Annotated in this window: 23 protein-coding genes and 2 pseudogenes; 13 read left to right on the forward strand and 12 right to left on the reverse strand. The window is 73.7% G+C overall.

The features are described 5' to 3' along the window. A complete protein-coding gene (locus AC02VZ_RS15250) occupies positions 1–1,950 on the reverse strand; it encodes a PAS domain S-box protein (protein ID WP_476475605.1) in 1,950 nt (649 codons plus the stop codon). Between the two features lie 295 nt (positions 1,951–2,245). On the opposite strand from AC02VZ_RS15250, the pseudogene AC02VZ_RS15255 reads away from it, so the two are divergent. Continuing rightward, a pseudogene (locus AC02VZ_RS15255) lies at positions 2,246–3,316 on the forward strand (alcohol dehydrogenase catalytic domain-containing protein). Between the two features lie 119 nt (positions 3,317–3,435). Further along, the gene (locus AC02VZ_RS15260; protein WP_476475606.1) at positions 3,436–4,179 is read left to right on the forward strand and encodes a CBS domain-containing protein; all 744 of its coding nucleotides are present in this window, start codon (positions 3,436–3,438) and stop codon (positions 4,177–4,179) included. 26 nt (positions 4,180–4,205) lie between these two features. On the opposite strand, the gene AC02VZ_RS15265 is transcribed toward AC02VZ_RS15260, so the two are convergent. Continuing rightward, entirely contained in the window at positions 4,206–4,652 is a 447-nt protein-coding gene (locus AC02VZ_RS15265) for a universal stress protein (RefSeq protein WP_164333772.1), read from the reverse strand. 106 nt (positions 4,653–4,758) lie between these two features. Continuing rightward, positions 4,759–5,562: a polyphosphate kinase 2 gene (ppk2, locus tag AC02VZ_RS15270; RefSeq protein ID WP_432055649.1), complete on the reverse strand. Its 804-nt coding sequence runs from the start codon at positions 5,560–5,562 to the stop codon at positions 4,759–4,761. A 214-nt stretch (positions 5,563–5,776) separates the two neighbouring features. Between ppk2 and AC02VZ_RS15275 the strand changes: the two genes are divergently transcribed. After that, complete coding sequence (locus AC02VZ_RS15275; RefSeq protein WP_476475607.1) at positions 5,777–6,292, forward strand: flavodoxin domain-containing protein; 516 nt, start codon at positions 5,777–5,779, stop codon at positions 6,290–6,292. 65 nt (positions 6,293–6,357) lie between these two features. Here AC02VZ_RS15275 and AC02VZ_RS15280 read toward each other — a convergent pair whose 3' ends face one another. Then, positions 6,358–8,460 carry a SpoIIE family protein phosphatase gene (locus AC02VZ_RS15280; protein WP_476475661.1) on the reverse strand — a complete coding sequence of 701 codons (2,103 nt, stop codon included), beginning with the start codon at positions 8,458–8,460 and terminating at the stop codon, positions 6,358–6,360. A 239-nt stretch (positions 8,461–8,699) separates the two neighbouring features. On the opposite strand from AC02VZ_RS15280, the gene AC02VZ_RS15285 reads away from it, so the two are divergent. Next, entirely contained in the window at positions 8,700–9,044 is a 345-nt protein-coding gene (locus AC02VZ_RS15285) for a DUF6343 family protein (RefSeq protein ID WP_164438523.1), read from the forward strand. Between the two features lie 44 nt (positions 9,045–9,088). Here AC02VZ_RS15285 and AC02VZ_RS15290 read toward each other — a convergent pair whose 3' ends face one another. The 7 genes from AC02VZ_RS15290 to AC02VZ_RS15320 form a co-directional block, all read right to left on the reverse strand. After that, positions 9,089–9,496 carry a helix-turn-helix domain-containing protein gene (locus AC02VZ_RS15290; RefSeq protein ID WP_164438524.1) on the reverse strand — a complete coding sequence of 136 codons (408 nt, stop codon included), beginning with the start codon at positions 9,494–9,496 and terminating at the stop codon, positions 9,089–9,091. 101 nt (positions 9,497–9,597) lie between these two features. Then, positions 9,598–10,944, reverse strand: a complete 1,347-nt coding sequence (locus tag AC02VZ_RS15295) for a hypothetical protein (protein ID WP_471228683.1) — start codon at positions 10,942–10,944, stop codon at positions 9,598–9,600. Beyond that, on the reverse strand, positions 10,941–12,227 hold the full coding sequence (locus tag AC02VZ_RS15300) for a bifunctional glycosyltransferase family 2/GtrA family protein (RefSeq protein ID WP_476475608.1): 1,287 nt from the start codon (positions 12,225–12,227) through the stop codon (positions 10,941–10,943). The genes AC02VZ_RS15295 and AC02VZ_RS15300 overlap by 4 nt, the downstream gene beginning before the upstream one ends. A 194-nt stretch (positions 12,228–12,421) precedes the next feature. Then, complete coding sequence (locus tag AC02VZ_RS15305) at positions 12,422–12,961, reverse strand: cellulase (RefSeq protein ID WP_476475609.1); 540 nt, start codon at positions 12,959–12,961, stop codon at positions 12,422–12,424. An 11-nt stretch (positions 12,962–12,972) separates the two neighbouring features. Next, entirely contained in the window at positions 12,973–13,479 is a 507-nt protein-coding gene (locus AC02VZ_RS15310; protein ID WP_031101368.1) for a SigE family RNA polymerase sigma factor, read from the reverse strand. 252 nt (positions 13,480–13,731) lie between these two features. Then, entirely contained in the window at positions 13,732–14,082 is a 351-nt protein-coding gene (locus tag AC02VZ_RS15315; RefSeq protein ID WP_164437961.1) for a DUF8129 domain-containing protein, read from the reverse strand. A 79-nt stretch (positions 14,083–14,161) separates the two neighbouring features. Beyond that, a complete protein-coding gene (locus AC02VZ_RS15320) occupies positions 14,162–14,539 on the reverse strand; it encodes a DUF6479 family protein (protein ID WP_031101372.1) in 378 nt (125 codons plus the stop codon). 96 nt (positions 14,540–14,635) lie between these two features. On the opposite strand from AC02VZ_RS15320, the gene AC02VZ_RS15325 reads away from it, so the two are divergent. Continuing rightward, positions 14,636–15,010 (forward strand): four-helix bundle copper-binding protein, encoded by a 375-nt coding sequence (locus AC02VZ_RS15325; protein WP_031101373.1) that lies wholly within the window; start codon positions 14,636–14,638, stop codon positions 15,008–15,010. A 61-nt stretch (positions 15,011–15,071) separates the two neighbouring features. Further along, positions 15,072–15,452, forward strand: a pseudogene (locus AC02VZ_RS15330) (acyl-CoA dehydrogenase family protein); the annotation flags it as partial. Between the two features lie 274 nt (positions 15,453–15,726). On the opposite strand, the gene AC02VZ_RS15335 reads toward AC02VZ_RS15330, so the two are convergent. Beyond that, positions 15,727–17,499, reverse strand: coding sequence for a PucR family transcriptional regulator (locus tag AC02VZ_RS15335; RefSeq protein WP_476475610.1), 1,773 nt, complete (start codon positions 17,497–17,499; stop codon positions 15,727–15,729). Between the two features lie 218 nt (positions 17,500–17,717). Here AC02VZ_RS15335 and AC02VZ_RS15340 point away from each other — a divergent pair, with 218 nt between their 5' ends. The 7 genes from AC02VZ_RS15340 to trxA are packed head-to-tail and all read left to right on the forward strand — an operon-like array spanning position 17,718 to position 25,228. Continuing rightward, a complete protein-coding gene (locus tag AC02VZ_RS15340) occupies positions 17,718–18,206 on the forward strand; it encodes a general stress protein (RefSeq protein ID WP_164441458.1) in 489 nt (162 codons plus the stop codon). Between the two features lie 44 nt (positions 18,207–18,250). Further along, positions 18,251–20,143 (forward strand): molecular chaperone DnaK, encoded by a 1,893-nt coding sequence (gene dnaK / locus AC02VZ_RS15345; RefSeq protein WP_031101376.1) that lies wholly within the window; start codon positions 18,251–18,253, stop codon positions 20,141–20,143. A gap of 9 nt (positions 20,144–20,152) precedes the next feature. Next, positions 20,153–20,776, forward strand: coding sequence for a nucleotide exchange factor GrpE (locus AC02VZ_RS15350; protein WP_031101377.1), 624 nt, complete (start codon positions 20,153–20,155; stop codon positions 20,774–20,776). Between the two features lie 6 nt (positions 20,777–20,782). Then, on the forward strand, positions 20,783–21,739 hold the full coding sequence (locus tag AC02VZ_RS15355) for a DnaJ C-terminal domain-containing protein (RefSeq protein WP_031101378.1): 957 nt from the start codon (positions 20,783–20,785) through the stop codon (positions 21,737–21,739). Beyond that, entirely contained in the window at positions 21,736–22,143 is a 408-nt protein-coding gene (locus tag AC02VZ_RS15360) for a chaperone modulator CbpM (RefSeq protein WP_031101379.1), read from the forward strand. Before AC02VZ_RS15355 ends, AC02VZ_RS15360 begins: the two co-directional genes overlap by 4 nt. After that, positions 22,134–24,773 (forward strand): ATP-dependent chaperone ClpB, encoded by a 2,640-nt coding sequence (gene clpB, locus AC02VZ_RS15365; RefSeq protein WP_031101381.1) that lies wholly within the window; start codon positions 22,134–22,136, stop codon positions 24,771–24,773. Before AC02VZ_RS15360 ends, clpB begins: the two co-directional genes overlap by 10 nt. Continuing rightward, positions 24,770–25,228, forward strand: a complete 459-nt coding sequence (trxA, locus tag AC02VZ_RS15370) for a thioredoxin (RefSeq protein WP_192230058.1) — start codon at positions 24,770–24,772, stop codon at positions 25,226–25,228. Before clpB ends, trxA begins: the two co-directional genes overlap by 4 nt. Positions 25,229–25,234 lie beyond the last annotated feature (6 nt).

Below are 25,234 nucleotides of genomic sequence, written 5' to 3' on the forward strand. Positions count from 1 at the left end.
TCACAGGCGCAGGGTGAACCAGGTGGTCTTGCCGTCGTCGGTGGGGCGCACGCCCCAGCTGTCGGCGAGGACGCGCACGAGGTTGAGCCCCCGGCCGCACTCCTCGTCCTCGTCGGCCCGCCGGGGCTCCGGCAGGCAGGGGCTGCCGTCCCCGACCTCCACGGTGACGTCGGCCGCTGTCCGGCACACGTGCAGGGTGACCGGTCCCTGGGCGTGCTGGACGGCGTTCGTCAACAGCTCGGAGACGAGCAGGCGCGCGTCGTCGGCTTTCTCACCGCAGCCCCAGGCGTCCAGCGCCCGGGTGAGGAAGGCGCGCCCCTCGGGCACCGATTCGGGCCGGGTGGCCAGGGTCGTGGTGAGGGACGCCAGGGGCGCGGCGGGCAGCCGGGCGAGCAGCAGCGTGACGTCGTCGTCGTGGCCCTCGGCGTCCGGCCGCAGGGTGGACAGGATGCGGTCGGCGGCCTCGTCCAGTCCCGGCGGTCCGGCGGTGAACAGGGCGCCGCAGGCGGACGTGAGGGCGGCGAGACTGTCCTCGATGTCGCAGCCCGGGGTCTCGATCAGGCCGTCGGTGTAGAGCACCAGGGTGGCGCCCGGGGGCACCGCCGCCGACGCCTGCTCGTACAGGACGCCGCCCACCCCGAGCGGCGCGTTCACCGGGGCCGCCAGCGGCCGCGCCCCCTCACCGGGCACGGCGACCAGCACCGGCAGGTGTCCGGCGGAGCACAGGGTCACCGTCGCCTCGTCGGCGGCCACGACGAGGTAGCAGCAGGTGACCAGCTGGTCCGGCACGTCCAGGTCCGCGACGCAGGCGTCCAGGGCCTGCATCAGCCGCCGGGGCCGCATGCCCGTCTTCGCCAGCGCGTGCGCCGCCGACCGCAGCTGGCCCATGGCGGCGGCCGCCTCCAGGCCGCGGCCCATCACGTCGCCGATCAGCACGCCGACCCGCCCGGCGCCCAGCGGTATCAGGTCGAACCAGTCGCCGCCCACGCCCGCCCCCTGGGTGGCCGGACGGTAGCGGCTCGCGGTGACCAGGCCGGGGACGTCCGGCGGGGTGCCCATCAGGCTGCGCTGCAGGGTCAGGGCGACATGGCGCTGCTGCTCGTACAGGGCGGTCAGTTCCGCCTCGGCCCGCTTGCGGTCACTGATGTCGCGGACGATGGCGCACACGCCGATGACCGTGCCGTCCGGTGCCCGCCGCGGCCACAGGGTGACGTCGACGTCCAGCAGCGCACCGGAGCGGGTGAGGCGCAGCGTCTCGAAGTGCTCCACCTTCTCGCCGAGCCGGAGCCGGTCCAGCAGCGCGGCGATCTCGTCCTGATGGCCGTCGGGGGCGAGGAGGGAGATGTGCCGGCCCATCACCTCGGCGGCGGTGTACCCGTACAGCCGCTGGGCGGCGGCGTTCCAGTAGGTGATCCGGCCGTCGAGCGTCTTGGCGAGGATGGCGTCCTGGGAGGACTCCACCAGGGCGGCCAGCTCGCTGATGCGTTCCTCGGCGGCCTTGCGGTCGCTCACGTCGCGGACGGCGGCGGAGATCAGCAGTCCGTCGGCGGTCTCCAGGGGGCTGAGGCTGATCTCGACGGGGAACTCGCTGCCGTCGCGACGCAGCCCGTACAGGTCGAGACCGGCGCCCATCGGGCGGACCTGCCGGTTCGCCAGGTAGGCGTCGCGGTGCAGGGTGTGGTGACCGCGCGAACGCTGGGGGACGAGCAACTCGACTGGCTGGCCCAGGAGTTCCCCGCGTTCGTAGCCGAACAGTGCCTCGGTCTGGGCGTTCACCAGGGTGATCGTCCCGGTCCCGTCGACGATGACCATGGCGTCCGGCGCCGCCTCCAGCAGGCCGCGGAACCGCTCCTCGGCGGCCCCCGGTTCGCCGGGCCGCGCGCAGGCCGAGGGCCGGCCCGGGGGGAGAACCGCGAGCGGATGCGTGGCCGTACCGGTGTTGTCGCTCATGTCCGCCCCAGCCGCCCTGCTGCCAGTGATGTCCGGCCATCCCAGCGCACCCGGACGCGGGCCGGGCCCCGATGTCCCAAAACGGCGACTTTCGGGCCGGGCCCGCCCGGTGACGCACCGCTTGTGACCGGCTGCGCGCCCGGGGTGTCCTCCGTCGCCGCTGTCGGCCCGCGGCGGCCGCCGGGCGGGAACGGCCGCCCCGAGCGGATCCGCCGCGGGTCGGACAAGCTGGAGAGAGGGCGGACACCGGCCACGCGCCGGGTCCCGCCGGACCACCACGGAAGCGAGGTGCGGCATGAAGGGTTACGTCTTCCACGGCCCCGGACGGGCCGCGTGGGAAGAGGTCCCCGACCCGGGCCTGCGGGACGCCACCGACGCCGTCGTCCGGGTCACCGCCGTGACCGTCTGCGGGACCGACCTGCACATCCTCAGGGGCGACGTGCCCGAGGTGCCGCCCGGCACCGTGCTCGGTCACGAGGCGGTCGGCGAGGTCGTCGAGGCGGGGAGCGCCGTGACCGCCGTCCGGCCCGGCGACCGGGTGCTGGTCTCCTGCATCAGCTCCTGCGGACGGTGCCCCTCCTGCAGGCAGGGCATGTACGGGCAGTGCCGCGGGGGCGGCGGCTGGATCCTCGGCCACACCGTCGACGGCACCCAGGCCGAGTACGTCCGGGTGCCGTTCGCCGACCTGTCCCTGCACCCGCTGCCGGGCGCGATGGCCGACCGGGACGCCGTGCTGCTGGCCGACATCTTCCCCACCGCCTACGAGGTGGGCGTGCTCAACGGCGGTGTGCGGCCCGGGGACACCGTGGTGGTCGTCGGCGCCGGGCCCGTCGGGCTGGCCGCCGTCGCCACCGCCCGGTTCTTCGCCCCCGAGCGGATCATCGCGGTCGACCTGGCCGCGTCCCGGCTGGAGGCCGCCAGGAACCTCGGCGCCGACGCCGTGGCCGACGCGGGGGAGGAACCCGCGCAACTGGTCGCCGACCTCACGGACGGGCAGGGTGCCGACGTCGCGATCGAAGCGGTCGGCGTGCCCGGCACGTTCGAGATGTGCGCCCGCATGGTGCGCCCCGGCGGACGCGTCGCCAACGTCGGGGTCCACGGCCAACCCGTCACCCTGCACCTGGAGGACCTGTGAATCAGGAACCTGACGATCACCACGGGCCTCGTCGACACCCGGACCACCCCCGTGCTGCTGCGGATGGCCGCCGCCGGCCGGCTGCCGGCCTCGCAGCTGGTCACCCACACGTTCGGACCGGACGGGATGCAGGAGGCCTACGACGTCTTCGCGGGTGCCGCCGAGACCGGTGCCCTCAAGGTCGTGGTGGGCGAGGAACCGCACGACGTCGTCGCCGTGCGGGACGGCTGACGGCCGCGCGGTGACCCCCGGCACCCGGGCCGGGGCCCTTCGGCCCCTGTTCCGGGCCGGCCGGGTCGCCGACGCTGGGAGTGTCCGCCCGACGACATCCGAGCAGGTGGGTGGAGATCATGGAGAACTCCCCGAAGACCGTCGCCGACGTCATGACGCGCACCGTGGTGGCCCTGTCCGGCGGGGCGACGTTCAAGGACATCGCCAGGACCATGAAGCAGTGGCGGGTCAGCGCGCTGCCCGTCCTGGACGACGAGGGCCGGGTCATCGGCGTCGTGTCGGAGGCCGATCTGCTCCGCAAGGAGGAGTTCCGCGACAGCGACCCGCCCGGCCCCGTGTTCCTGCGCAGCCCCTCCGAGCCGCACAAGGCCGACGCGGTGACCGCGGAGCAGCTCATGACCGCCCCGCCCCTGACCGTCACCCCCGACGCCCCGCCGGCCCGGGCCGCCCGCATCATGGCCCGGCGCGGCGTGAAGCGGCTGCCGGTGGTCGACGGCGAAGGGGTGCTGAAGGGCATCGTCAGCCGTGCCGACCTGCTCAAGGTGTTCCTGCGCGGCGACGACGAGATCGCTCGGGAGATCCGCGGCGTGATCGCCTCCGGGCGTTTCCCCGCCTCCATGGAGGCGGTGCGGGTGGACGTGCGCGACGGCGTGGTCACCCTCACCGGCCACGTCCCCGACCCCTCCCTGGTGCCCTTCGCGGTGCGGGTCGTCCGCTCCGTCGAGGGCGTGGTGGACGTGCACAGCCTCCTGTCGGGCCCCCGCCGGCGCCCGCCCCTCGACCCGGACTTCGCGGACGACGCGAAGCGCCCCGGCGAGCGGGACGGGACGGGCGGGACGCCGGAGAAGGCCGAAGCCTCCTGAACCCGCCCGCCCGCGGGCGCGCACGCTCAGGGCTTGCGGTTCTCCCGGACGACCACCACGGGGCAGGCGGCGTGCTGGGCGCAGCGCTGGCTGACCGAGCCGAGCATGGTCCGGGCGAAGCCGCCCCGCCCCCGGTGACCGACCACGAGCAGGTCCGCCCGCTCCGAGGCCCGGATCAGCACCTCAGACGGATCACCCTCGACCAGGCGCTCCCGCAGCCCCGGCGGACGCTCCCCGGGGAAGGCGGCCTCCAACGCCTCCCCGAAGCGGTGCCGCGCCTGCTCCAGGTCGAGGTCGGGCTCGATGGCGCGCCCGCCCCAGCTCGGCGTCACCCAGGTGTCCCAGGAGTGGATCGCCTCCACCTCACCGCCGACCAGCTCCGCGTACCGTGCCGCCCAGCGCAAGGCCTCGTACGACGCGGGGGAACCGTCCACGCCCACTACCACCAGAGGAACCGGCTCGGGGGATTCCATGGCCACCTCACTGGGTCGACGTTGTCCTACGTCCACGCTGCCCCGCCCGGGGCCGCCCCGCCAACCGGACGTGCGGAACAGGTCCGGGCACGGGCCGCGGGGCGGGTCAGAGGCTCGCCGCGTGGTCGGGGACGTAGGTCTGCAGCTCGCGCGGGGGCCGGCGGTAGCCGGTCGACGGCGGGCGTTCCGGCAGCTCCAGGACGGGCGGCGTCACCTCCGTGTAGGGCACGGAGGACAGCAGGTGCGCGATGGTGTTCAGCCGCGCCCGGCGCTTGTCGTCGCTCTCCACGACGAACCACGGCGCCTCGGCGATGTCGGTGTGCACCATCATCTCGTCCTTGGCCCGGGAGTAGGCCTCCCAGCGGGTGATCGACTCCAGGTCCATCGGTGACAGCTTCCAGCGGCGCCGCGGGTCCTCCAGGCGGCGCTGGAACCGCTCCTGCTGCACGGCGTCGCTCACCGAGAACCAGTACTTGCGCAGCAGGATCCCGTCCTCCACCAGCATCCGCTCGAACAGGGGGCACTGGCGCAGGAACAGCTGGTACTCCTCCTTGGTGCAGAAACCCATGACGTGCTCGACGCCGGCCCGGTTGTACCAGGACCGGTCGAACAGCACGATCTCCCCGGCGGCCGGCAGATGCTGCACGTACCGCTGGAAGTACCACTGGGTCCGCTCGCGCTCCGTCGGTTTCGGCAGCGCCGCGATGCGCGCGCCGCGCGGGTTGAGGTGCTCGGCGACCCGCTTGATGGTGCCGCCCTTGCCGGCCGCGTCCCGGCCCTCGAAGACGACGACCAGCCGGACGCCTTCCGCCCGCACCCACTCCTGCAGCCGCACCAGTTCGGTCTGCAGCCGCAGCAGTTCCTGCTCGTAGACCTTGCGCGGCACCCTCGCCGCCGCCGTGTCCGTCATGAACGCCTCCACCGCCCGGTGATCCGGCCGTGCTCCGCCGGGTCACTCCGCCGAGTCCACCACCCGGCGTCACGCTACTGAGCGGCGCCGGGCCGCGCACCCGGGGGCCGACCGGCCCTCCGGACGGGCCCGGACAGCCCCTGGGCACCGGGGGCGGGACGGCGGACGCTCGAAGCGTGGAGCAGTCCGCGACCGTGAGAGGAGGCGGTCCGCGATGACGAACACCGTGCTGGTCGCCTACGGAACGACCAACGGCTCGACGGCGGAGATCGCCGAGGCCGTCGCCGGCGTCCTGCGCCGTGAGGGGCTGACGGCCGAGGTGCTGCCCGCCCGGTCGGTGCGCAGCGTGACGCCGTACGACGCCGTCGTGGTGGGCGGCGGTCTGTACGCCGGACGCTGGCACCGGGACGCCCGGCGCTTCGTGCGCCGGTACCGCCGGGACCTCGCCGGCATGCCGCTGTGGTTCTTCAGCAGCGGGCCGCTGGACGCCTCGGCCTCCGAGAAGGACATCCCGCCCGCCCCCGGCGTCCGCCGGCTCATGGACCGGACCGACGCCGTGGACCACGCGACCTTCGGCGGCCGTCTGGAGGACGGCGCGAAGGGCTTCGTCGTCCGGATGATCCTGCGCTCCGGCAAGGGCGGGGACTTCCGCGACGTCGACGCGATCGAGCGCTGGTCCGCGCAGGTGGCGAGGGAACTGACCGGGGCCGGTGTCGGCGGCTCCGCCTGACCGGCTGTGCCTGACCGGCTCCGCCTGACCGACTGCGCCGTCCGCGGGGCGGCGGTACCGGGCCGTCACCGGGGACGGGGAGCCGGCCCACCGCCGGGGCGGGCCCGGGGCCGCGGGCGGATCAGCAGCAGCGCGATGTCGTCCCCCGGGGCGGGCACGTGGCGGACGAGGTGGTCCGCCATGGCGTCCAGGTCGGTCGGATCGGCGGCCTCCACCAGTCCGGCGAGGTTGGCGACGGCGTCGTCGAAGTCCGTCCCGGGGGCCTCGATCAGTCCGTCCGTGTACAGGACGAGCACGCAGCCGGGAGGCAGCGGGAACTCCAGCGCCGGGTAGTCGGCGTGCGGCTCGACGCCCAGCAGCAGACCGGGCGGGACACGGAGCAGTTCGGTCCGTCCGGACGCGTGCCGCAGCAGGGGCGGCGGGTGCCCGGCGGTGGCCAGGCGGACGCTGCGGCCGGCGAGGTCGAGGTGGGCGTAGAGACAGCTGGTGAACAGGCCCGGGTCGAGGTCGGCGAGCAGGCGGTTGGTGCCCGTCAGGACGGTGCCCGGGGGAGCGCCGAGGGCGGCGTGGACGTGGACGGCGGTGCGCACCTGGCCCATGAGGGCGGCGGCGTCCACGTTGTGGCCCTGTACGTCCCCGATGGTGGCGACCACCGTGTGCCGGTCGATCCGGATGAGGTCGTAGAAGTCCCCGCCGATGCCCAGGCCGCGCGCGGCGGGGAGATAGCGGGCGGTCACCTCGAGGCCGTCGACCACCGGAAGGGTGTGGGGGAGCAGGGCCGCCTGCAGCCGGTGGGCGAGGGCGTGCTTGCTGTCGTAGAGCCGGGCCCGGTCCAGGGCCTGGCCGACCAGCCCCGCCAGGGAGGTCAGCACGGCGCGTTCACCGGGCGGGAAGGGGTGGGGCCGCTCGTAGGCGAGCAGCAGGGAGCCGATCGGGCGGCCGGAGGCGATCAGCGGCAGCAGCGCCCACGCGGACATCCCGTCCTCGTGCACCGTGCCCGGGTAGGCGGCCTCCATCTCCGCGAAGGAGGCGAAGAAATCCGGCTCACCCGTCGTCAGGGGCCTGACCGCAGGGATGTCCGGGGAGAGCGGCGCGGCGTCGAAGCGGTCGACGACGGCCGCGTCGTACCCGCGGTGCCCGACGATCCTCAGCCGCCCGTCGTCGGCCGTCATCAGCACCATGGCCTGCGCATCGAGCGCCGGCAGCAGCTGGTCGGCGGTCTGGTCCACCACGTCCTGCACTCCGACCGCCTCGGTGAGCGTGGCCGCCAGGTGCATGAGGTGGTACAGCACCGTGGCGCGGCCCGGCCCGGTGGCCGGCGCGGAGGGGGGTTCCGGGGCGCCGTCGTCCGCGCGGCCGGGCAGGATGCGGACGCTGATCCCGGAGGAGTCCGGGTACAGCTCGAAGGTCAGCCACGTGTCCGGGGGCCGCAGCACCGTGAACACCTGCGGGCGACGGGTGACCAGCGCGGCCCGGTAGCGGTCCTCCACGTGGGGGACGTCCATCCAGGGCAGCGCCTCCCACGGCAGGGCCCCCAGCAGGGCGGAGCGGTCTGCGGCCACCAGGCCGGCCGCCGCGGGGGTGATGAACGTGATGCGGCCGCTGAGGTCCAGCGCGCACGAACCGCCGGGCAGGCGCTCGACGAAGGCGGTCATCGCGCGCGATTCGGCGACGGGCCGGATCCGGGGCGGCAACGGGGGGAGGGTGCGGGGACGGCCCCTGGGCAGCAGGGGGTCGCCGCGCTCGGCGCTCTGCTGCATGACACGCCCCAGGTGCTGGCACCCGGCTTCGACGGCCTCGCGCTCCCCGGGGCTCAGGGCCGGGCCGTGGGAGGAGGGCCACAGCAGGACCAGCCCGCCCCACACCGACTCCCCGGTGGCGACCGGCGCGGCGGCCAGGGAGAAGTCGTAGGGGAGGACCAGCGCGGGTTTCGGGTAGCGGCGGGCCATCTCCTCCTGGCCCCCGATCCACACCAGGCGCCGGTGCCGCACGGCGTCCGCCACCGGAATGGGGTCGGTCAGGGCCACCCGCCGCCACGGGGCGACCATCTCCTGCGGAGCGCCGGTCACCATCACCAGCCACAGTGCGCTCCCGCCGGGCGGCAGCACGTACAGCAGCCCGCCGGTCGCCTCGCAGTCCCGCACCACCGTGGTCAGCGCCGTGTCCATCAGCTGCCCGTCCCGGTCCGCGGCGGCGACGGTCGCGGTGGGGCGGTACCGCACCGGCCGCACCGAGCGTCGTCCATAGGGGGACGATACGCCCGGCCCCCGGCACCGGCATCCAGGCACGACGCGCGCGACCTGGGCCGGCGGTTTGCCCTGCCGCCCCCGGGCTACGCGAAGAGGGAGGACGTGTGCGGTCGACGGCCGTGTCGGGCGGCCGGGCCGAGGCGTCGGAGGAGGACAGGATGCGGCACGATCAGCAGGCCCGGACGGAGGACCCCGCCCGCCGCTCGCACCACGGGGCGACCGGCCGCCGCGCCCGGCGCAGCGGCACCGAACCGGTGACGGCCCGTAGCCCGCTGGGGCTGCGCCTGCTCCTGTCCGGCTTCTTCCTGCCGCTGTTCGTCGCGGCGACCGTGCTGTTCGCCCTGTGGGCGGCGGACTCGGACGCCGGCGACAGTCCGGGCCGGGGGCCACTCGTCGGCATCACCGTGGCGTGCGCCGTGCTGGCCCTGATCGCCGCGGTGGACGTCCTCGTCGTCCTGCGGCGGCGCCGGAGCGAGCGCCGCGGCCGCACCGGCGGGCGGTGAGGTGCCGCGCCCGGGGGCGGCCCCGGTGGTGATGGCGGCGCCGGTCAGGGGTCGGGTTGCTCGCGGGCCTCGCGCAGCCGCCGGTTGTGCCAGAGGACGGCACGGTGGATCTCCGGCTCGTGCAGGCCGGTGCGGCGGGCGACCTCGGCGACGGTGAGGGCGGGCGGGCCCGCGCTGAGCGCCTGGGTGACCTTCGCGGCCCACAGTTCCTCCTCGACGAAGGGGCGGCGCCGGTAGTCCTCCCGGAGCTCCTCGAGATGCTGCTCGCCGCAGGCGGTGAGCAGGCGCAGGCCGTCGGCGCGGCCGCCGCGCCCCTGCGCGCAGGAGGAGTCGGGCACCAGGGCGCACACCGCCCGGTCGGCGGGGAAGACCGCGCCGCACCGGTCGCACAGCTCGACCGGGGGGATGTCGTCGCGGTGGGCGCGCCCACCGCGCCGGGGGCGTTTCCACATGAGGACTCCCGCGGACGACGGCGCGACGGCTCGGCTGCGCCGCACCGGCGGATGTCCTCAGTCTGCCCCTCCCGGCCGCGGACGACACGGTCGGCTTCCGGTCACGGCACCCCGAGCTCGAACAGCACGTACCCCGCGTACGAGCCGGAGGCCAGCGCCGCCGTGCCCAGCACCACGGCCAGCGAGGGCACGCGCAGTCGCCGCATCCCCAGGGCCAAAGGGATGACGAGCGGGAACAGCGGGAGCAGGTAGCGGGAGACATTGCCGAAGATCTGCTGGGTGCCCATCACCATCAGGAAGGAGAGCACCGTGTACACGACCAGGACGGCCGGCGGGCGCAGCCGGACCAGCAGCACCGTGAGCACCGGCACCAGGAGCACCACCCCGACCCCGACGACGTCCTCGAAGGGCATCGCGAAGAGATAGTCGAAGTGGCCCACGGGCACGGAGGAGAGCACGTCGAGGGTGTGGCGGCCGTAGTCGAACCTGTGGGCCCAGGCGCCGTCCTGGAGGGTGCTGTAGCCGTTCCACTCGCCCATGCGGTAGCCGACCCAGCCGAGGTATCCGGCGGTCCCCAGCGGCGCGATCAGCACCGCGGCCAGCGGACGGCGCAGGCGCTCCCGGCGGCGCCACACCGCGACCAGTGCGGCCACCGCGAGGGCGGCGACCAGCGTCACGGCGGTCGGCCGGGCCAGGCCGGCCGTGAAGACCAGGACCCCCGCGGTGAGCCAGCGCCGGGTCAGGACGGCGTAGCAGGCCCAGGCAGCGAGCGCGGTGTACACCGACTCGGAGTACACCGCCCACTGCGCGCCCGACCCGGGCCACACCGCCCACAGCCCCACCGCGACCAGCCCGGCCCGGCGACCGCCCAGCCGCGCCGTCACGGCGTGGATCCCGAGGGCCGCGACGAAGGAGGCGACGACCGCGACGGCCATGCCGGAGCCGTACGGGCCGAGCCCGGTCACCTCCGAGACCATCCGCATCAGGGCCGGGTACAGCGGGAAGAACGCCGCCGAGTTGCCCTCCAGGGTGATCAGGCCGGTGGCGCCGGGGACGGGCTCCAGGGCGGGGTCGTAGCCGTGCAGGGCGATCTGCTGGTACCACCAGCCGTCCCAGCTGCCGAGGACGTCCCAGGGGTGCTCGCCGCCACCGAACCGCGGGTGCTTGTCGCGGAAGTCCCCGGCCGCGTCCAGCAGGTACATGAACACGGCGAACCCGGCCAGCTTCAGCGCGCCGTACGTGGCGAGCACCGGGCCGTGCTCCGCGGCCAGTCGGCGCAGCCGCGCGTGCCACGCGTGCCGGGCGGGCCGGTGCGCGGGGGCGCCGGTGGGCGGGCCGGGGTCCGGGGCGCGCGCCGGGAGGACCGCCGAAGGGGTGGCGGCGGCCGGGACGGCGGCGGGGGTGACGGTGGCGGGGGTCGGGCCGGGCCGGCCGGTGCCGGTGCTCATGGGCGGGGGGTTCCTGTCGTGCGGCGGGAGGGGGAGCGGGAGCCGGGGAACACCCAGGCCCGCAGGAGGAGGAAACGCAGCAGGGTCGCGGCGAGGCCGGCGAGGACCAGGGTCAGGAGTTCGGCGCCGGGGGCGGCGCCGGGCGCCGCGCGGTGCAGCAGGGCCAGCGAACCGCTGGTCAGGGCCAGCCCGACCAGGAAGGCGGCCAGGCTCTTCAGGTGGTGCCGCAGCACCCCGCCGCGCCCCCGTACGCCGAAGGTGAGCCGCCGGTTCGCGGCCGTGTTGGCGAGCGTGCCGGCCAGCAGGGCGAGCGCGTTGGCCGCCTGCGCCCCGGTCCAGGGGCGCAGCACCGTGTACAGCAGCAGGTGGAACAGCGTGCTGGCGGCGCCGACCGCGGCGAACCGCAGCAGCTGCGGGACCAGGCCGGGCGGCAGTCCGTCGGCGCGGCGCAGCGCGGTCACCGGCAGCCGCCCGCCGGCGAGGGCGCGCGCCAGCCGGGCCATGCCGCGCAGGTCGGCCAGGGCGGTGGAGAGGATGTCGACCCGGCTGTCGGGATCGTCCACCCAGTCCACCGGCACCTCGTGGATCCGCAGCCCGGCGCGCTCGGCGAGCACCAGCAGTTCGGTGTCGAAGAACCACTCGCGGTCCTCGACCAGGGGCAGCAGATGTTCGGCGACGTCCCGCCGCACCGCCTTGAATCCGCACTGCGCGTCGGTGAAGCCCACCGCGAGGGTGCCGCGGAGCAGGTGGTTGTAGCAGCGCGAGATGATCTCCCGCTTGGGTCCGCGCACCACCCGCGAGCCGCGGGCCAGGCGGGTGCCGATCGCGACGTCCGAGTGCCCGGAGATCAGCGGGGCGACCAGCGGCAGCAGGGCGGCGAGGTCGGTGGACAGGTCGACGTCCAGGTAGGCGAGCACCGGCGCGCGGGAGCGGGTCCAGGCGGCGTGCAGCGCCCGGCCCCGCCCCTTCGCGGCCAGCCGGATCCAGTCGGTGCCCGGCAGCTCGTGGGCCAGGCGTGCCGCGATCACCGGGGTGCGGTCGGTGCTGGCGTTGTCGGCGACGGTGATGCGGAACGCGTACGGGAACGTTTCTGTCAGGTGGGTGTGGAGCCGCCGGACACAGGGCTCCAGGTCGTCCTCCTCGTTGTGCACGGGGACGACGACGTCCAGCACCGGATCCGGATGGCCCGCGGGGAGCGGCGCGCGGCGCGGCAGCACGGCCGGCGCCGCGGCGGTGGAGGGGGTGCGGCGGCAGGCCGGGGCGGACCGCCTGGCGGTACTCATGGCTGGATCACGGTCTCTCTGCGGCGGAACGGGCACGGCGCGCCCCGTTGACGGGTGCATGCCGAACAGGTCGGTGGACGGGTGGCGGACGGGTGGCTCACGGTCGTGGTCGCAGCGGTCGTGGTCGTCGGAACGGTCGCGGTCGGACCGGTCGGTTGGCGAAGGGAGGGGCGCGGAACGCGCGCCGGGTGCCGCTAGCCGCTGGCGGCCGATTCCCCACCGGCCGACGACGAGGGGTCTCCGCCGGACGCGCCGGTCGGCGGGGGAGGGCCCGCCGTGACGGAGTGCGACGGGGGCGGCCCGCCCGTCGCCCGTCCGTCCGCCCCTTCCGGGGTGGAGGTCGGCGGCGTGGTCGGTGTGCGGTCGCCCGCGGGCGGCGTGGTGCCGGAGACGTCCGTGGACGACGGGCCGGTGGGCGCCCGGGACACGGTGGCGTCCGGGCTCGCCCCGGACGTCCGCGTCGGCGTCGGGGCGGCCGGAGGCGGTGTCGGGCTGGTCGCGGGCAGCGGCCCGGGGCCGGCCGGCTGGGTCCGGGACTCGACGCCGGGCAGCAGGGCCAGCCCGATGCCGAGGCCGGTCACCGCGAGGGCGGAGCCGCCGGCCCGCCACAGCATCCGCATGCGGCGGCGGGCGCGGATGCCGTGCCGCAGCCGCTGCCGCTGCTCGTCCGCGAAGGGGGTCTGCTGCCGGGTGTCGCGCATCATGCGCGTCAGCTCCCGCTCGAAGTCGTCCATCGCCTCTCCCCTCAGCCCACGGTCCGGACGGCGTCGGACAGGATGCTGCGCAGGCGGGCCACGCCCCGGGAGGCATGGGACCGCGCGGTCCCCACCGGGCAGCCGAGCGCCTGCGCCACCTGGGCCTCCGGCAGGTCCTCGCAGTAGCGCAGGACCACGGCCGCGCGCTGCCGGGGGGAGAGCAGCGCCAGCGCGGCCTCCAGCCGGGAGCGTTCCGCCACCGTCGACGACACGTCGTCCGGCAGGGGCCGGTCGGGCAGCGCCTCCACCGGGCGCTCGCCCCACCAGCGGCGCCGGGCGGACCGGGCCGCCAGCCGCACCAGGACCGTGCGGACGTACGCCTCCGGTGCCTGCTCGGCGACCCTGGGCCAGGCGAACCACAGCTTCACCAGCGATTCCTGCACCAGGTCCTCGGCCCGTTGCCGGTCCCCGCCGGTGAGCAGGCGCGCGACGTGGAGCAGCGCCGACCAGCGGGCAGCCACGAACTCGTCGAAGCCGTCGGCCCCCAACCGCTCCATCCCCACCGCCCCCGCGTCCGGAAATCCCCTTACACAAGAGACAAAGACTCGTGGCCTCCCGGAACGATGCACCCGCCTGCTGTGATCCCGGTCACCCGGTGACGCGGTTCGGTCGGGCGAGCGGTCACCCGGACATGCAAAGGGCGGGCCGCGGACCCTTGACCGCCCGGAGGTGATCAAGGGCCCGCGACCCGCCCGTGAAAGTCTCGGCCGTGGGAGATCGGCCGGGGGAAAGGCGGGCGCGCCGGTGCGCTACGTGCGGTCGCCCTTGGGCTTGCCCCGCTGGTCGGGGGTGCCGTGCGGCGGCGGCCCGAAGGGCTGCGGCGAGGTGGCGGGGGTGACGGGGGAACCGCCCCGGGCGGCGCCCGTCTCGGGGCGCAGCGCGCCCGGGTCGCCGGACGTCGGCTCGGCGCCCGCCCGCAGCTGCTCCAGCCGCGCCGACAGCAGTTCCGTCACCGGGAGCCGGTCGGCGTGCGTGCGCTCGTAGGCCAGGAGTTCCTCGACCTCGGCGGTGTTCAGGGACCGCACCCGGCTCTCCAGGCCGCCGAGGGGCAGGTGGTCGTAGTCCGGCAGCGGCAGGGCGCTGTGGGCGGGGTCGGCCATGGTTCTCACTTCCCTGTACGGCGTGCTGTGGGGCGGGCGCGTCGCACCGGCCGGTGTCGGGCCCGGGCGACGTCGCCGGTCAGCGGGTTCCCGGGCCGCCGCTGCCGAATCCGCCGCTGCTGCCCTCGTCCCAGCGCGGCCGCTCCTGCGACGTGCCGGTCCGGGTACCGGAGTTGCCGCGGCCGTCCATCTCATGGGGCGTCAGCCGCCGGTCGCTGCGCGGCATCTCGTTCGGCTCCCGCTGTTCCCGGGTCTCGCGCACCGGGCCGCCCTCGGGCATCCGGGGCTGCTCCTCGGGGCGGGGGCGGGCGGTGTCACCGCGTCGCACCCGGCGGCTGCCGAGCGCGAAGGCGGCGATCAGCACACCCACCACCACGACACCCACGGCCAGGCCGATGCCCACGGCGCCGCGGCCCGCGGCGAGGTCGGTCGTCTCCATCCAAGCGGTGTTCACCATGGGCCGCGGGTACCCCCGGCCGTCCCGGACGAACACGCTCCCGTGTCCCGCCCCCCCGCCGGGTTTGACCGCACCGGGCCCGGCAACCCGCGCTGTGTGACGACGACATTTTCGCAGCAGGAGTTGTTCCGGTTCCTGGAGGACCGCTTCGCCTGCGCCCAGGCGTGCACCGAGTGCGCCCGGGCCTGCGCGCTGCGGGCGAGCCTGGTGGATCCGGACGGGACGCAGGACCAGGAACTGGTACGGCGCAAGGGCATCATGTGCGCGGAGGTGTGCGACGCGACCTGCCGTGTGCTGTCCGAGCAGAACCAGGTGGACGAGGCGGCCATCCGGTCGCAGGTGGAGTGGTGCCGCGAGGTGTGCCTGGAGGCCGCCCACGCCTTCGACGGGCACCCGGGCGCCGAGAAGACGGCCCGGGCGTGCCGCGACTGCGCGCGGGCCTGCACGGAGTTCCTCGACACCCTGATCTGACGGCCGGGGCCGCACGGAGCGGTCCCGGCCGGCCCACGCGCCCGCCCTTCGCGCCCGCGCCAAGCTGACCGACGGCCGCCGGGTCGTCGACCTGCCCTGGGTGCGCCGGCTGCTGGCCCGCACCCACACCCGGCTGAAGGCGCTCAGGCTCCTCAGCCGGCGGACGGTCGCCGCCGTCGAGGACGGCACCCTCACCCCGCAGGAGGCGTCCGCCGTCAAGGTCCACGGCTCCGAGGCCCGACGCGACGCCTACGCCTGGCTGATGGAGATCGTCGCCGCGCCGGGCGCGCTGAAGGAGGGCTCGGCGGGCGCCGTGCTGCACGGCGGACTGGAACGCGGCTACCGCTCGGGGTTCATCTTCACCTTCGGCGGCGGCAACAACGAGATCCAGCGCGAGATCATCTCCTGGATCGGCCTCGGGATGCCCCGGGTGCGGCGGTAGGGCGCGGGTGAGGAGGACTCCCGGTCGGCCCAGAGGGTCCTGCCGCCGTCGGCGGTGATCAGTGCCGGACGCTGCTGCCCGTCGAGGCTTCGCGTTGCGTGGTGTGGTGGGAAGCGCTCAGCAGGGCGCGTGCCCGCGGGCGGCAGACCATCGCTCCCCGAGCCGGTGCGGGCGGGCCTGAGCGATGCCTGCCGAGCCGATACGGCGAACTGCAGCCGTGCTGCCCGCGGGGCGGCGGCCGGGCAGCCGGGCCGGGCCGATCGCCGTGGGGGCCTCAAGCGGGTCCGCCCAGCATGATCTTCCACACCCGGGTCGCCACCTGCAGGTTGAGGCGCTCCTCCACGTTCGTGAGGTCATGGCCGCTGAGCTCGCGGATGCGCTGGAGCCGGTAGCGGAGCGTGCTGCGGTGGATCGCGAGGGACGCGGCGGTCTCGGCGTAGTTGCCGCCGCAGTCGAAGTACCGGGACAGGGTCTCCACGAGCGCCGTACGGTGCCGGTCGTCGTAGTCGACGAGCTGTCCGAGCCATTCGTGAACGAACGCCTCCAGCTCCCGGTACTCGTTGCCGGGCCCCAGGATTCGGTAGAGGCCCAGGTCGTCGAAGAACGACGTGCCGTACCGCTGTCGGGACCGGCGGCGTACCTCCAGGGCACGCAGTGCCTCTTGGTACCGGCCGGGGATGCCGTCCGGGGTGTTGCAACGGGCGCTCACCCCGATCGTCCCGTCCCGGGTGCCGGTCTCCCGGGCGAGCGCCTCGTACAGGGCGTGGTCGTGCGGCCTGCCCTCGGCGACCAGCACCACGTGGTCGGAGCGCTGAGTCACCAGCGACGGCATGCCCACGGCCGAAGCCGCCCGGCCCACGGTCCGCGCGAAGGCGTCGTCCGCGGACCGTCCCCTCCACTGCACGACGATCACGTACTGGGTGCGGTGAAGGTCGTGTCCGAACGCCTCGGACCGGGCGTAGGCGCTCTTCTCGTCCGTGCCCTCCAGAAGATCGTCGACCAACTCGCGGCGCAGCCGCAGTTCGACCTCCGCCAGCCGGCGCTGGTGCGACAGTTCCAGGGCGAGTGATGTGGCGGCGTGCTCCAGAGCGAACACGGTGTACTCGTCGGCCTCGCCCCCGGGGTCGAGCAGGGCCAGCACCCCGAGCACCTCACCGCGTGGGCGTATCAGGGAGATGAGCCGGTCCTTGATCCGCACCGGTCCGTCTCTCCTGGCGACCCCCTGGAGCATCTCCTCATGGCGGGCGGGGTCCGGTTCCGGACAGGGGTCGGGTCGGCCGGGACCGGTCCAGGAGCGCAGTCGGCCGAAGCGGTCCTCGACCAGCACGGGAAGACCGGTGAGCGCATGCAGTGCGCCGGTGATGGCCTCCTCGCCGCCGCCCGCGGCCGCGACCCCGGCGAGGGCCTCGTGCACGGCTCGCTGGTATCCCCCCTCCACGAGCTGGGAGATCAGCCGCCGCTGGAGGGTTGTTCGTTCCCGTCGCAGTCGGTGCAGCTCCAGCGCCTCGTCCTGCCTGCGGCGGTGCGCGACGGCGACCGACAGGGCCGCGGCGGCGAGGCGCACCAGCGTGGTGAGCAGGAAGTGCTGGGCGTGGGTGGGCCGGGAGCGAGAGGTCACCACGAGGTAGCCGTGCAGTCCACCGGGCCCGTGCAGGGCCAGTGCCCGGCCCCGTGACCGGCCGGGAACGGACACCGGGCTGTCTTCCCCCGTCAGCTCTCGCACCGCCCGGTCGATGGCCGACGCGCGGTCCTGCCCGGCCTGCGGGCCGAACATCAGCCGGCCGTGCCCTCGGAGGTATCCGGCCTCAGCCCTGTACGGGCCGACGGCCGACACGTGATCCATGGCAAGGCGCAGGATCTCACTCTCGTCCCGGGTATCGAACAGGGCACGGGAGAGTGCCGGCAGCTTGCGGTATGCGAGGGCGGAAAGGGGCGGGCGGGAGCTTCTCCGCAAGATCGTGGGGTGCTGTCCCAGACGGACCGACGGAAGACGGCCTTCCTGGTCGGAACGGCGCCGGTACGTGTTCCTGACCCGGCTGCCTGCCATGTGATCATTCCTGTCCCTGTGGCCTGGAGCGGTGACAGTGACCCTCCTCGACGACGTCCCGGAGCGAGTACCACGATGCCCGAAATGCTCGTTTCGTGCTCGCGGGGGGACGGGCTCCGTCGTTCTTTGATCTGCCGGGTGGAGGCGTGGAGCCGCCCGGTTCGGGAGTCTGGGGCGTGTCGGGTGCCGCTGTGCACACCGGCAGGAAGGACTGGGCAATGACAGAGCAGCCTCGCAGGCCCGTTGCCGCGTACGAGACGTACCAGGAGGCCGAACGCACCGTCGAACACCTCTCGGACCAGGGGTTTCCCGTGGAGAGGGTGGCCATCATCGGCCAGGACGTCCGCCTCGTCGAGCAGGTCGTCGGGCGGATGGATTACGGCCGGGCCGCCCTGCACGGTGCGGTCAGCGGGGCGCTTCCCGGCGCGCTGATCGGCTGGCTCTTCGGCTTGGTCGACTGGGTGGACCCCCTCGTGTCCGCGTTGCTCGTCGCCCTCTACGGCCTGGTGTTCGGGGCGGTCGTGGGCGCGCTGTTCGGCCTGCTGCTGTACGCCCTGCAGCGTGGCCGCCGGGACTTCGCCTCCGTTCGCTCGATGGAGCCCAGCCGGTACGTCGTCGTCGTGGACGAAGCGGTCGCCGACGAGGCCGTACGGCTGCTCGGCGGCTTGCGGCCCACCGGTGCCGGCGGGCGTCCCGCCCATACCTGAACGATCAGTGCCGGCGCATGTCGCCGCACCGGGAGGAGTTCCTCATGGCCAAGGCAGTGGGCATCGACCTGGGCACCACGAACTCGGTGATCGCCGTGTGGGAGGGCGGCGAGTCATCCGTCGTGCCCAACACCGAAGGCAACCGCACGACACCGTCGGTGGTGGCCTTCACCGACACCGGGGAGCGGCTGGTGGGCCAGCTGGCCCGGCGCCAGGCGATCCTCAACCCCAAGGGCACCATCTACTCGGCCAAACGGTTCATCGGCCGGCATTTCGACGAGATCTCCGACGAGGCCAGGGCGGTGGCCTACGACGTCGTCGAGGGCGACGGCGGGGCAGCCCGCTTCAAGGTGCGCGACAAGCTCTACGCGCCGGAGGAGATCAGCGCCCAGGTGCTGCGCAAGCTCGCCGACGATGCTTCCAAGCAGCTGGGGGAGCGGGTCACGGAGGCGGTCATCACCGTACCCGCCTACTTCAACGACGCTCAGCGCACCGCCACCAAGGACGCCGGACGGATCGCGGGACTGGAGGTACTGCGCATCATCAACGAGCCGACCGCGGCTGCCCTCGCGTACGGCATGGACAAGAAGGAGCACGAGACCGTCCTCGTCTTCGACCTGGGCGGCGGAACCTTCGACGTGAGCATTCTCGACGTCGGCGACGGCGTCGTGGAGGTGCGCTCCACGGCCGGTGACAGCCATCTGGGCGGCGACGACTTCGACCGGCGGCTCGTGGATCACCTCGCGGACGGCTTCCAGAAGGAGAACGGCATCGACCTGCGCAAGGACCCGCAGGCGCTGCAACGCTTGTTCGAGGCGGCCGAGAAGGCCAAGACCGAGCTCAGTTCGGTGACGCAGACGCAGGTCAGCCTGCCGTTCATCACCGCCGACGCCTCCGGCCCGAAACACCTCACCGACTCCGTCATGCGGTCCACCTTCGAGCAGATCACCGGTGACCTGGTGGAGCGATGCCTGGGACCGGTGCAGCAGGCCATGTCCGACGCCAAGGTGGGCGAGAGCGACATCGACGAGGTCATCCTCGTCGGCGGTTCCACCCGCGTCCCCGCCGTCCAGGCGCTGGTGCGCCGGCTGACCGGCGGCAAGGAACCCAACATGAGCGTCAACCCGGACGAGGTCGTGGCCCTGGGCGCTGCGATCCAGGCCGGGGTGCTCAAGGGCGAGGTCAAGGACGTCCTGCTGCTCGATGTCACGCCCCTGTCGCTGGGTGTGGAGACGCGCGGCGGCGTGATGACGAAGATCATCGAGCGGAACACCACCATTCCGGTGCGTCGCACCGAGACCTTCTCCACCGCCGACGACAACCAGCCCGCCGTCGACATCGTCGTCCTCCAGGGCGAGCGCGAACTGGCCGCCGACAACCGGGTGCTCGGCCGCTTCCAGCTCACCGACATCCGCCCGGCGCCGCGCGGCGAGCCACAGATCGAGGTCACCTTCGACATCGACGCGAACGGCATCCTCAACGTCAGGGCCCGGGACCGGGACACCGGCAAGGAACAGGGCATCACCATCACCGAGAGCTCCAACCTGGACCGCAGTGAGGTCGAGCGCATGGTCCAGGAGGCCGAGCGCAACCAGGGCCAGGACCGGGCTCTGCGCGAGGCCGTCGATGCCCGCAACGAGCTCGACGCCGTGGCGTACCAGGTCGAAAAGCGCCTCGCCGAGCTGGGCGACGCCGCACCTGCGCACGAGAAGGCACGCGCCGAGATGCTGGTGTCGGATGCCCGGGCGGCAGTCAAGGAGGAGGCAGGCGTGGAACGAGTGCGGCCCCTGACCTCCGAACTCCAGCAGGTTCTTTCAGGACTGGCGGCCCATCACGGCGGCGCCACCACGGGCGGTCCCGACCAGGACACCACCGGCGGCGCCCCGAGCGGCGGCGGGGACGACGACGTCATCGATGCCGAGTTCGACAAGGACTGAGGAACCGTCATGCCGATCCACCCCAGGGAGTCCGACCCGGCCGTGCCGGACCCGGCCGGCCAGGCTCCGGAGAGCGCCGTACGCTCGCCGGGAGGGGAGCTTCCGCCCTCGGGCCCGCCGGACGGGCCGGGGTCCGACACGGACGAGGGACCCGGCCCCGACGCGTCCCGCGGTGGCTCCGCACCCTCCGAGGAGGAGCAGCACACGGCCGAGCTGAGGGAACTCGAAGACCGCTGGCGGCGTGCGCTCGCCGACCTCGACAACCTCCGCAAGCGCCACGCCAGGGAACTGGAGCGGGAGCGGACGGTCGAGCGGTCCCGCACAGCCGCCGCCTTCCTGCCCGTCCTGGACAACCTCGAACTCGCCCTGGCACATGCCGGATCCGACCCCGACGCCATCGTCGAGGGCGTCCGGGCGGTCCGCGACCAGGCGGTGAACGTCCTTGAACTGCTCGGCTACCCGCGGCACGCCGAGACCGGCGTCGCCTTCGACCCGGCCTGGCACGAGGTGGTCGGCGTCGTCAACGACCCCGACGCCCCACCGGGCACGGTCGTCGAGGTGCTGCGCCCGGGCTACGGGGACGGCGAACGCCAGCTCCGCCCCGCCGCCGTGACGGTCGCGAAGCGGGAGTGACCGGCCATGGCACAGGACTTCTACCGGGTGCTGGGCGTGTCACGGACCGCGAGCCAGGACGAGATCCAGCAGGCATATCGCAAACTCGCCCGCAAGTACCACCCCGACGTCAACAAGGACCCGGGGGCGGAGGAGCGCTTCAAGGACCTCAACGAGGCGTACAGCGTCCTGTCGGACCCCAGGACCCGGGCCCGCTACGACCGCTTCGGCGAGGACTTCCGGAAGGTCCCCGAGGACTGGGAGGAGCGGGTCGGCGCCGGCGCCGGACCCGGCGGCGGCTTCCGCGCCCGGCGGACCGCGGGTGCGGGCGGCCCTCGTGTCCGGTACACCGGCTTCGGCGACGACTTCGCAGCGGAGGGCGTCGACATCGACGACCTGCTCGGCTCGCTCTTCGGAGCAGGCGCCGCCCGCGGCGGTGTACCGGGGGCGGACCAGGAGGCCGAGCTGCCGCTCACCGTCGAGGAGGCGTACCGGGGCGGCCGCCGCACCGTCACGCTCGCCGGTCCCACCGGGCAGCCGCGGCGGTACGAGGTCGATGTACCGCCCGGCGTCACCGCCGGACAGCGCATCCGGCTGGCGGGCGAGGGCGGACGGGGCAGTGGTGACGCCGCCGCGGGAGACCTGTATCTGCGGGTCCGCATCCAGCCGCACCCCCGGTTCCGGCTGGACGGCCGGGACGTGTACGTGCAGCTTCCGGTCACCCCCTGGGAGGCCGCGCTGGGCGCCACGGTTCCGGTGCCCACCCCCGGCGGCGGCACGGCCAAGGTCACGGTGCCCGCGGGCTCGTCCAGTGGCCGGCGGCTGCGGCTGCGCGGCGAGGGCATGCCGAACCCGCGCGGTGCCGACGGCAACCTCTACGCCGAACTCCGCGTGATGGTGCCGCCCAAGCTCAGCGACCGTGAGCGCGAGCTGTTCGAGGAGCTCGCCGCCACCTCTTCGTACGATCCCAGGAGGACGTCATGAGCGACCGACCCTCATGGGGGGTGACCGGTGGCGGGCCCGCCCGGGCCGACGCGGGCGGGCCTCCCGTACGGACGGGCGCCGGCTCCACGGCCGTGCGGTACGCGCTCGTCCCCGTGCCCAGGCTTTCCCTGGACACCGTGGCCCGCCGCGCCGGAGTCCATCCCGACCTGGTCCGCCGCTTCGTCGCCCTGGGCCTGGTCGACGCCGAGCGCGACGCTGCGGGGCGCCTGGTGTTCGACTCCAGCGCCCCGGCGGTGCTCGCCCGCGTCCAGCGACTGCGCTCCGGTCTGTGTCTCAACTACGCATCCATCGGTCTGGTGCTCGATCTGCTGGACCGCATCACCCTGCTCGAAGCCGCACTGCGCCGCGCCGGTACGAGGAGTGACATACCGCCATGGACATGAACCGTCTCACCCAGAAGTCACAGGAAGCCCTGCAGGAGGCCCAGACCGCCGCCGTCCGCATGGGACAGACCGAGGTGGACGGTGAGCATCTGCTGCTCGCGCTCCTCGACCAGGAGGACGGTCTCATCCCGCGGCTGCTGCAGCAGGCGGGCAGGGAGCCCCAGGAACTCCGCGCGGCCGTACGGGAGGAACTTTCCCGCCGGCCCAAGGTGACCGGCCCGGGCGCGGCGCCGGGCCAGGTGTTCGTCACCCAGCGCCTGTCCCGGCTGCTGGACGCGGCCGAGCGGGAGGCCAAACGCCTCAAGGACGAGTACGTGTCCGTGGAACACCTCCTGCTGGCCCTGGCCGAGGAGGGCTCGTCCACCGCCGCCGGACGGCTGCTCAAGGAGCACGGCATCACCCGGGACTCGTTCCTGAGCGCGCTCACCCAGATCCGCGGTAACCAGCGCGTCACCTCGGCCAACCCCGAAGTGGCGTACGAGGCCCTGGAGAAGTACGGCCGCGACCTGGTGGCCGAGGCCAGGGACGGCAAGCTGGACCCGGTCATCGGCCGCGACGCCGAAATCCGTCGCGTCACCCAGATCCTCAGCCGCAAGTCCAAGAACAACCCCGTCCTCATCGGCGACCCCGGCGTCGGCAAGACCGCCATCGTCGAGGGCCTCGCCCAGCGCATCGTCCGCGGCGACGTGCCCGAAGGACTGCGCGACAAGACCGTGTTCGCACTCGACATGGGCTCCCTGGTGGCCGGGGCGAAGTACCGGGGCGAGTTCGAGGAACGCCTCAAGGCCGTGCTGTCCGAGGTGAAGGCCGCCCAGGGCCACATCCTGCTCTTCGTCGACGAACTCCACACCGTCGTGGGCGCCGGCGCCGCCGAAGGAGCCATGGACGCGGGCAACATGCTCAAGCCGATGCTCGCCCGCGGCGAACTCCACATGATCGGCGCCACCACCCTCGACGAGTACCGCAAGCACATCGAGAAGGACGCCGCCCTCGAACGCCGCTTCCAGCAGGTCCTGGTCGAAGAGCCGAGCGTGGAGGACACCATCTCCATCCTGCGCGGACTGCGCGAACGCCTGGAGATCTTCCACGGCGTGAAGATCCAGGACACCGCGCTGGTGTCCGCGGCCACCCTCAGCCACCGCTACATCACCGACCGGTTCCTGCCCGACAAGGCCATCGACCTCGTCGACGAGGCCTGCGCCCGGCTGCGTACCGAGATCGACTCCATGCCCGCCGAACTCGACGAGATCACCCGCCGCGTCACGCGACTGGAGATCGAGGAGGCGGCCCTGTCCAAGGAGACCGATCCCGCCAGCAAGGCCCGCCTGGAGGAGCTGCGCAGGGAACTGGCCGACCTGCGCGGCGAGGCCGACGCCAAGCACGCCCAGTGGGAGGCGGAACGGCAGGCGATCCGCCGCGTGCAGGGGCTGCGCCAGGAACTGGAACAGGTCCGCCACGAGGCGGAGGAGGCAGAACGCGCCTACGACCTCAACCGCGCCGCCGAACTCCGCTACGGCCGCCTCCAGGACCTGGAACGCCGGCTGGCGGCCGAGGAGGAGCAACTCGCCGCGAAGCAGGGGCAGAAACGGCTGCTCCGCGAGGTCGTCACCGAGGAGGAGATCGCCGACATCGTCGCTGCCTGGACCGGCATCCCCGTCAGCCGCCTGAAGGAGGGCGAACGCGAGAAGCTGCTGCGCCTCGACGAAATCCTGCGCGAGCGCGTCATCGGCCAGGACGAGGCCGTCCAACTCGTCGCCGACGCCATCATCCGCGCCCGCTCCGGCATCCGCGACCCGCGCCGCCCGATCGGCTCGTTCATCTTCCTCGGCCCCACCGGCGTGGGGAAGACCGAGCTGGCCAAGACCCTCGCCCGGGCCCTGTTCGACTCCGAGGACAACATGGTCCGGCTCGACATGAGCGAGTACCAGGAGCGGCACACCGTCAGCCGGCTCATGGGCGCGCCGCCCGGATACGTCGGCTACGAGGAGGGCGGTCAGCTCACCGAGGCCGTACGCCGCAAGCCGTACTCGGTGGTGCTGTTCGACGAGATCGAGAAGGCCCACACCGAAGTCTTCAACACCCTGCTGCAGGTCCTCGATGACGGCCGCATCACCGACGCCCAGGGCCGTACGGTCGACTTCCGCAACACCGTGATCATCATGACGTCCAACATCGGCTCCCAGTACCTCCTCGACGGCGCCACCGCCGACGGTGAGGTCAAGCCGGACGCCCGCGCCCTGGTGATGGGCGAACTGCGCGGGCACTTCCGCCCGGAGTTCCTCAACCGCGTCGACGACATCGTGCTGTTCAAGCCGCTCGGTGAGCGGCAGATCGAGCGGATCGTGGAGCTGCAGTTCGACGAGCTGAGGCAGCGCCTCGCCGAACGCCGCATCGCCGTCGAACTCACCGACGAGGCACGGGAGCTGATCGCCCACCAGGGCTACGACCCGGTGTACGGGGCGCGGCCGCTGCGGCGCTACATCTCCCACGAGGTCGAGACGCTGGTCGGGCGCGCCCTGCTGCGCGGCGACGTACAGGACGGCGCGAAGGTCCGCGTCGACGCCGCGCACGGAGAGCTGGTGGTCACCTACGACGCGCCCGAGGACGAGAAGGGAGCGCGGGCGGCATGAGTACCGTGCAAGCCACCCACGTCACCTGCCCGCACTGCGGGCGCACCAACCGGGTGCCCGTGGCCGCCGAGGGCCGCCCCAAATGCGCCAACTGCAAGCAGCCTCTGCCGTGGACGGCCGAGGCGGGTGACGACGACTTCGCCGAGGTCGTCGAGCAGGCCACCGTTCCCGTCGTGGTCGACCTGTGGGCCACCTGGTGCGGCCCCTGCCGCATGGTGAGCCCGGCGCTGGAGAAGGTCGCCGCCGATCTCGCGGGAAGGATCAAACTGGTCAAGGTCGACATCGACAGGAACCCGCGCCTGGCGCAGCGCTTCGAGGTCCAGGCGGTACCGACGCTGCTGATCCTCGACAAGGGACAGACCATCGCCCGGCAGGCGGGGGCCGCACCTGCCCCTGCCCTGCGGCGATGGGTGGAGCAGTCGATCGCCGGCCGCGGACCGGCCGGGAAAGGATGACCGGCC

It is taken from the genome of Streptomyces sp. 3-6, assembly GCF_056323165.1.

What these genes read in the sequence shown, in the direction of transcription:
- AC02VZ_RS15295 (WP_471228683.1), bottom strand. Translation starts at nt 10,944, where the DNA reads ATGAGCACCGGCACCGGCCGGCCCGGCCCGACCCCCGCCACCGTCACC.
- AC02VZ_RS15285 (WP_164438523.1), top strand. Translation starts at nt 8,700, where the DNA reads ATGCGGCACGATCAGCAGGCCCGGACGGAGGACCCCGCCCGCCGCTCG.
- AC02VZ_RS15265 (WP_164333772.1), bottom strand. Translation starts at nt 4,652, where the DNA reads ATGGAATCCCCCGAGCCGGTTCCTCTGGTGGTAGTGGGCGTGGACGGT.
- AC02VZ_RS15290 (WP_164438524.1), bottom strand. Translation starts at nt 9,496, where the DNA reads ATGTGGAAACGCCCCCGGCGCGGTGGGCGCGCCCACCGCGACGACATC.
- AC02VZ_RS15260 (WP_476475606.1), top strand. Translation starts at nt 3,436, where the DNA reads ATGGAGAACTCCCCGAAGACCGTCGCCGACGTCATGACGCGCACCGTG.
- ppk2 (WP_432055649.1), bottom strand. Translation starts at nt 5,562, where the DNA reads ATGACGGACACGGCGGCGGCGAGGGTGCCGCGCAAGGTCTACGAGCAG.
- clpB (WP_031101381.1), top strand. Translation starts at nt 22,134, where the DNA reads ATGGACATGAACCGTCTCACCCAGAAGTCACAGGAAGCCCTGCAGGAG.
- AC02VZ_RS15275 (WP_476475607.1), top strand. Translation starts at nt 5,777, where the DNA reads ATGACGAACACCGTGCTGGTCGCCTACGGAACGACCAACGGCTCGACG.
- AC02VZ_RS15300 (WP_476475608.1), bottom strand. Translation starts at nt 12,227, where the DNA reads ATGAGTACCGCCAGGCGGTCCGCCCCGGCCTGCCGCCGCACCCCCTCC.
- trxA (WP_192230058.1), top strand. Translation starts at nt 24,770, where the DNA reads ATGAGTACCGTGCAAGCCACCCACGTCACCTGCCCGCACTGCGGGCGC.
- AC02VZ_RS15315 (WP_164437961.1), bottom strand. Translation starts at nt 14,082, where the DNA reads ATGGCCGACCCCGCCCACAGCGCCCTGCCGCTGCCGGACTACGACCAC.
- AC02VZ_RS15280 (WP_476475661.1), bottom strand. Translation starts at nt 8,460, where the DNA reads ATGGACACGGCGCTGACCACGGTGGTGCGGGACTGCGAGGCGACCGGC.
- AC02VZ_RS15310 (WP_031101368.1), bottom strand. Translation starts at nt 13,479, where the DNA reads ATGGAGCGGTTGGGGGCCGACGGCTTCGACGAGTTCGTGGCTGCCCGC.
- AC02VZ_RS15335 (WP_476475610.1), bottom strand. Translation starts at nt 17,499, where the DNA reads ATGGCAGGCAGCCGGGTCAGGAACACGTACCGGCGCCGTTCCGACCAG.
- AC02VZ_RS15305 (WP_476475609.1), bottom strand. Translation starts at nt 12,961, where the DNA reads ATGGACGACTTCGAGCGGGAGCTGACGCGCATGATGCGCGACACCCGG.
- AC02VZ_RS15320 (WP_031101372.1), bottom strand. Translation starts at nt 14,539, where the DNA reads ATGGTGAACACCGCTTGGATGGAGACGACCGACCTCGCCGCGGGCCGC.
- AC02VZ_RS15360 (WP_031101379.1), top strand. Translation starts at nt 21,736, where the DNA reads ATGAGCGACCGACCCTCATGGGGGGTGACCGGTGGCGGGCCCGCCCGG.
- AC02VZ_RS15340 (WP_164441458.1), top strand. Translation starts at nt 17,718, where the DNA reads ATGACAGAGCAGCCTCGCAGGCCCGTTGCCGCGTACGAGACGTACCAG.
- dnaK (WP_031101376.1), top strand. Translation starts at nt 18,251, where the DNA reads ATGGCCAAGGCAGTGGGCATCGACCTGGGCACCACGAACTCGGTGATC.
- AC02VZ_RS15355 (WP_031101378.1), top strand. Translation starts at nt 20,783, where the DNA reads ATGGCACAGGACTTCTACCGGGTGCTGGGCGTGTCACGGACCGCGAGC.
- AC02VZ_RS15350 (WP_031101377.1), top strand. Translation starts at nt 20,153, where the DNA reads ATGCCGATCCACCCCAGGGAGTCCGACCCGGCCGTGCCGGACCCGGCC.
- AC02VZ_RS15250 (WP_476475605.1), bottom strand. Translation starts at nt 1,950, where the DNA reads ATGAGCGACAACACCGGTACGGCCACGCATCCGCTCGCGGTTCTCCCC.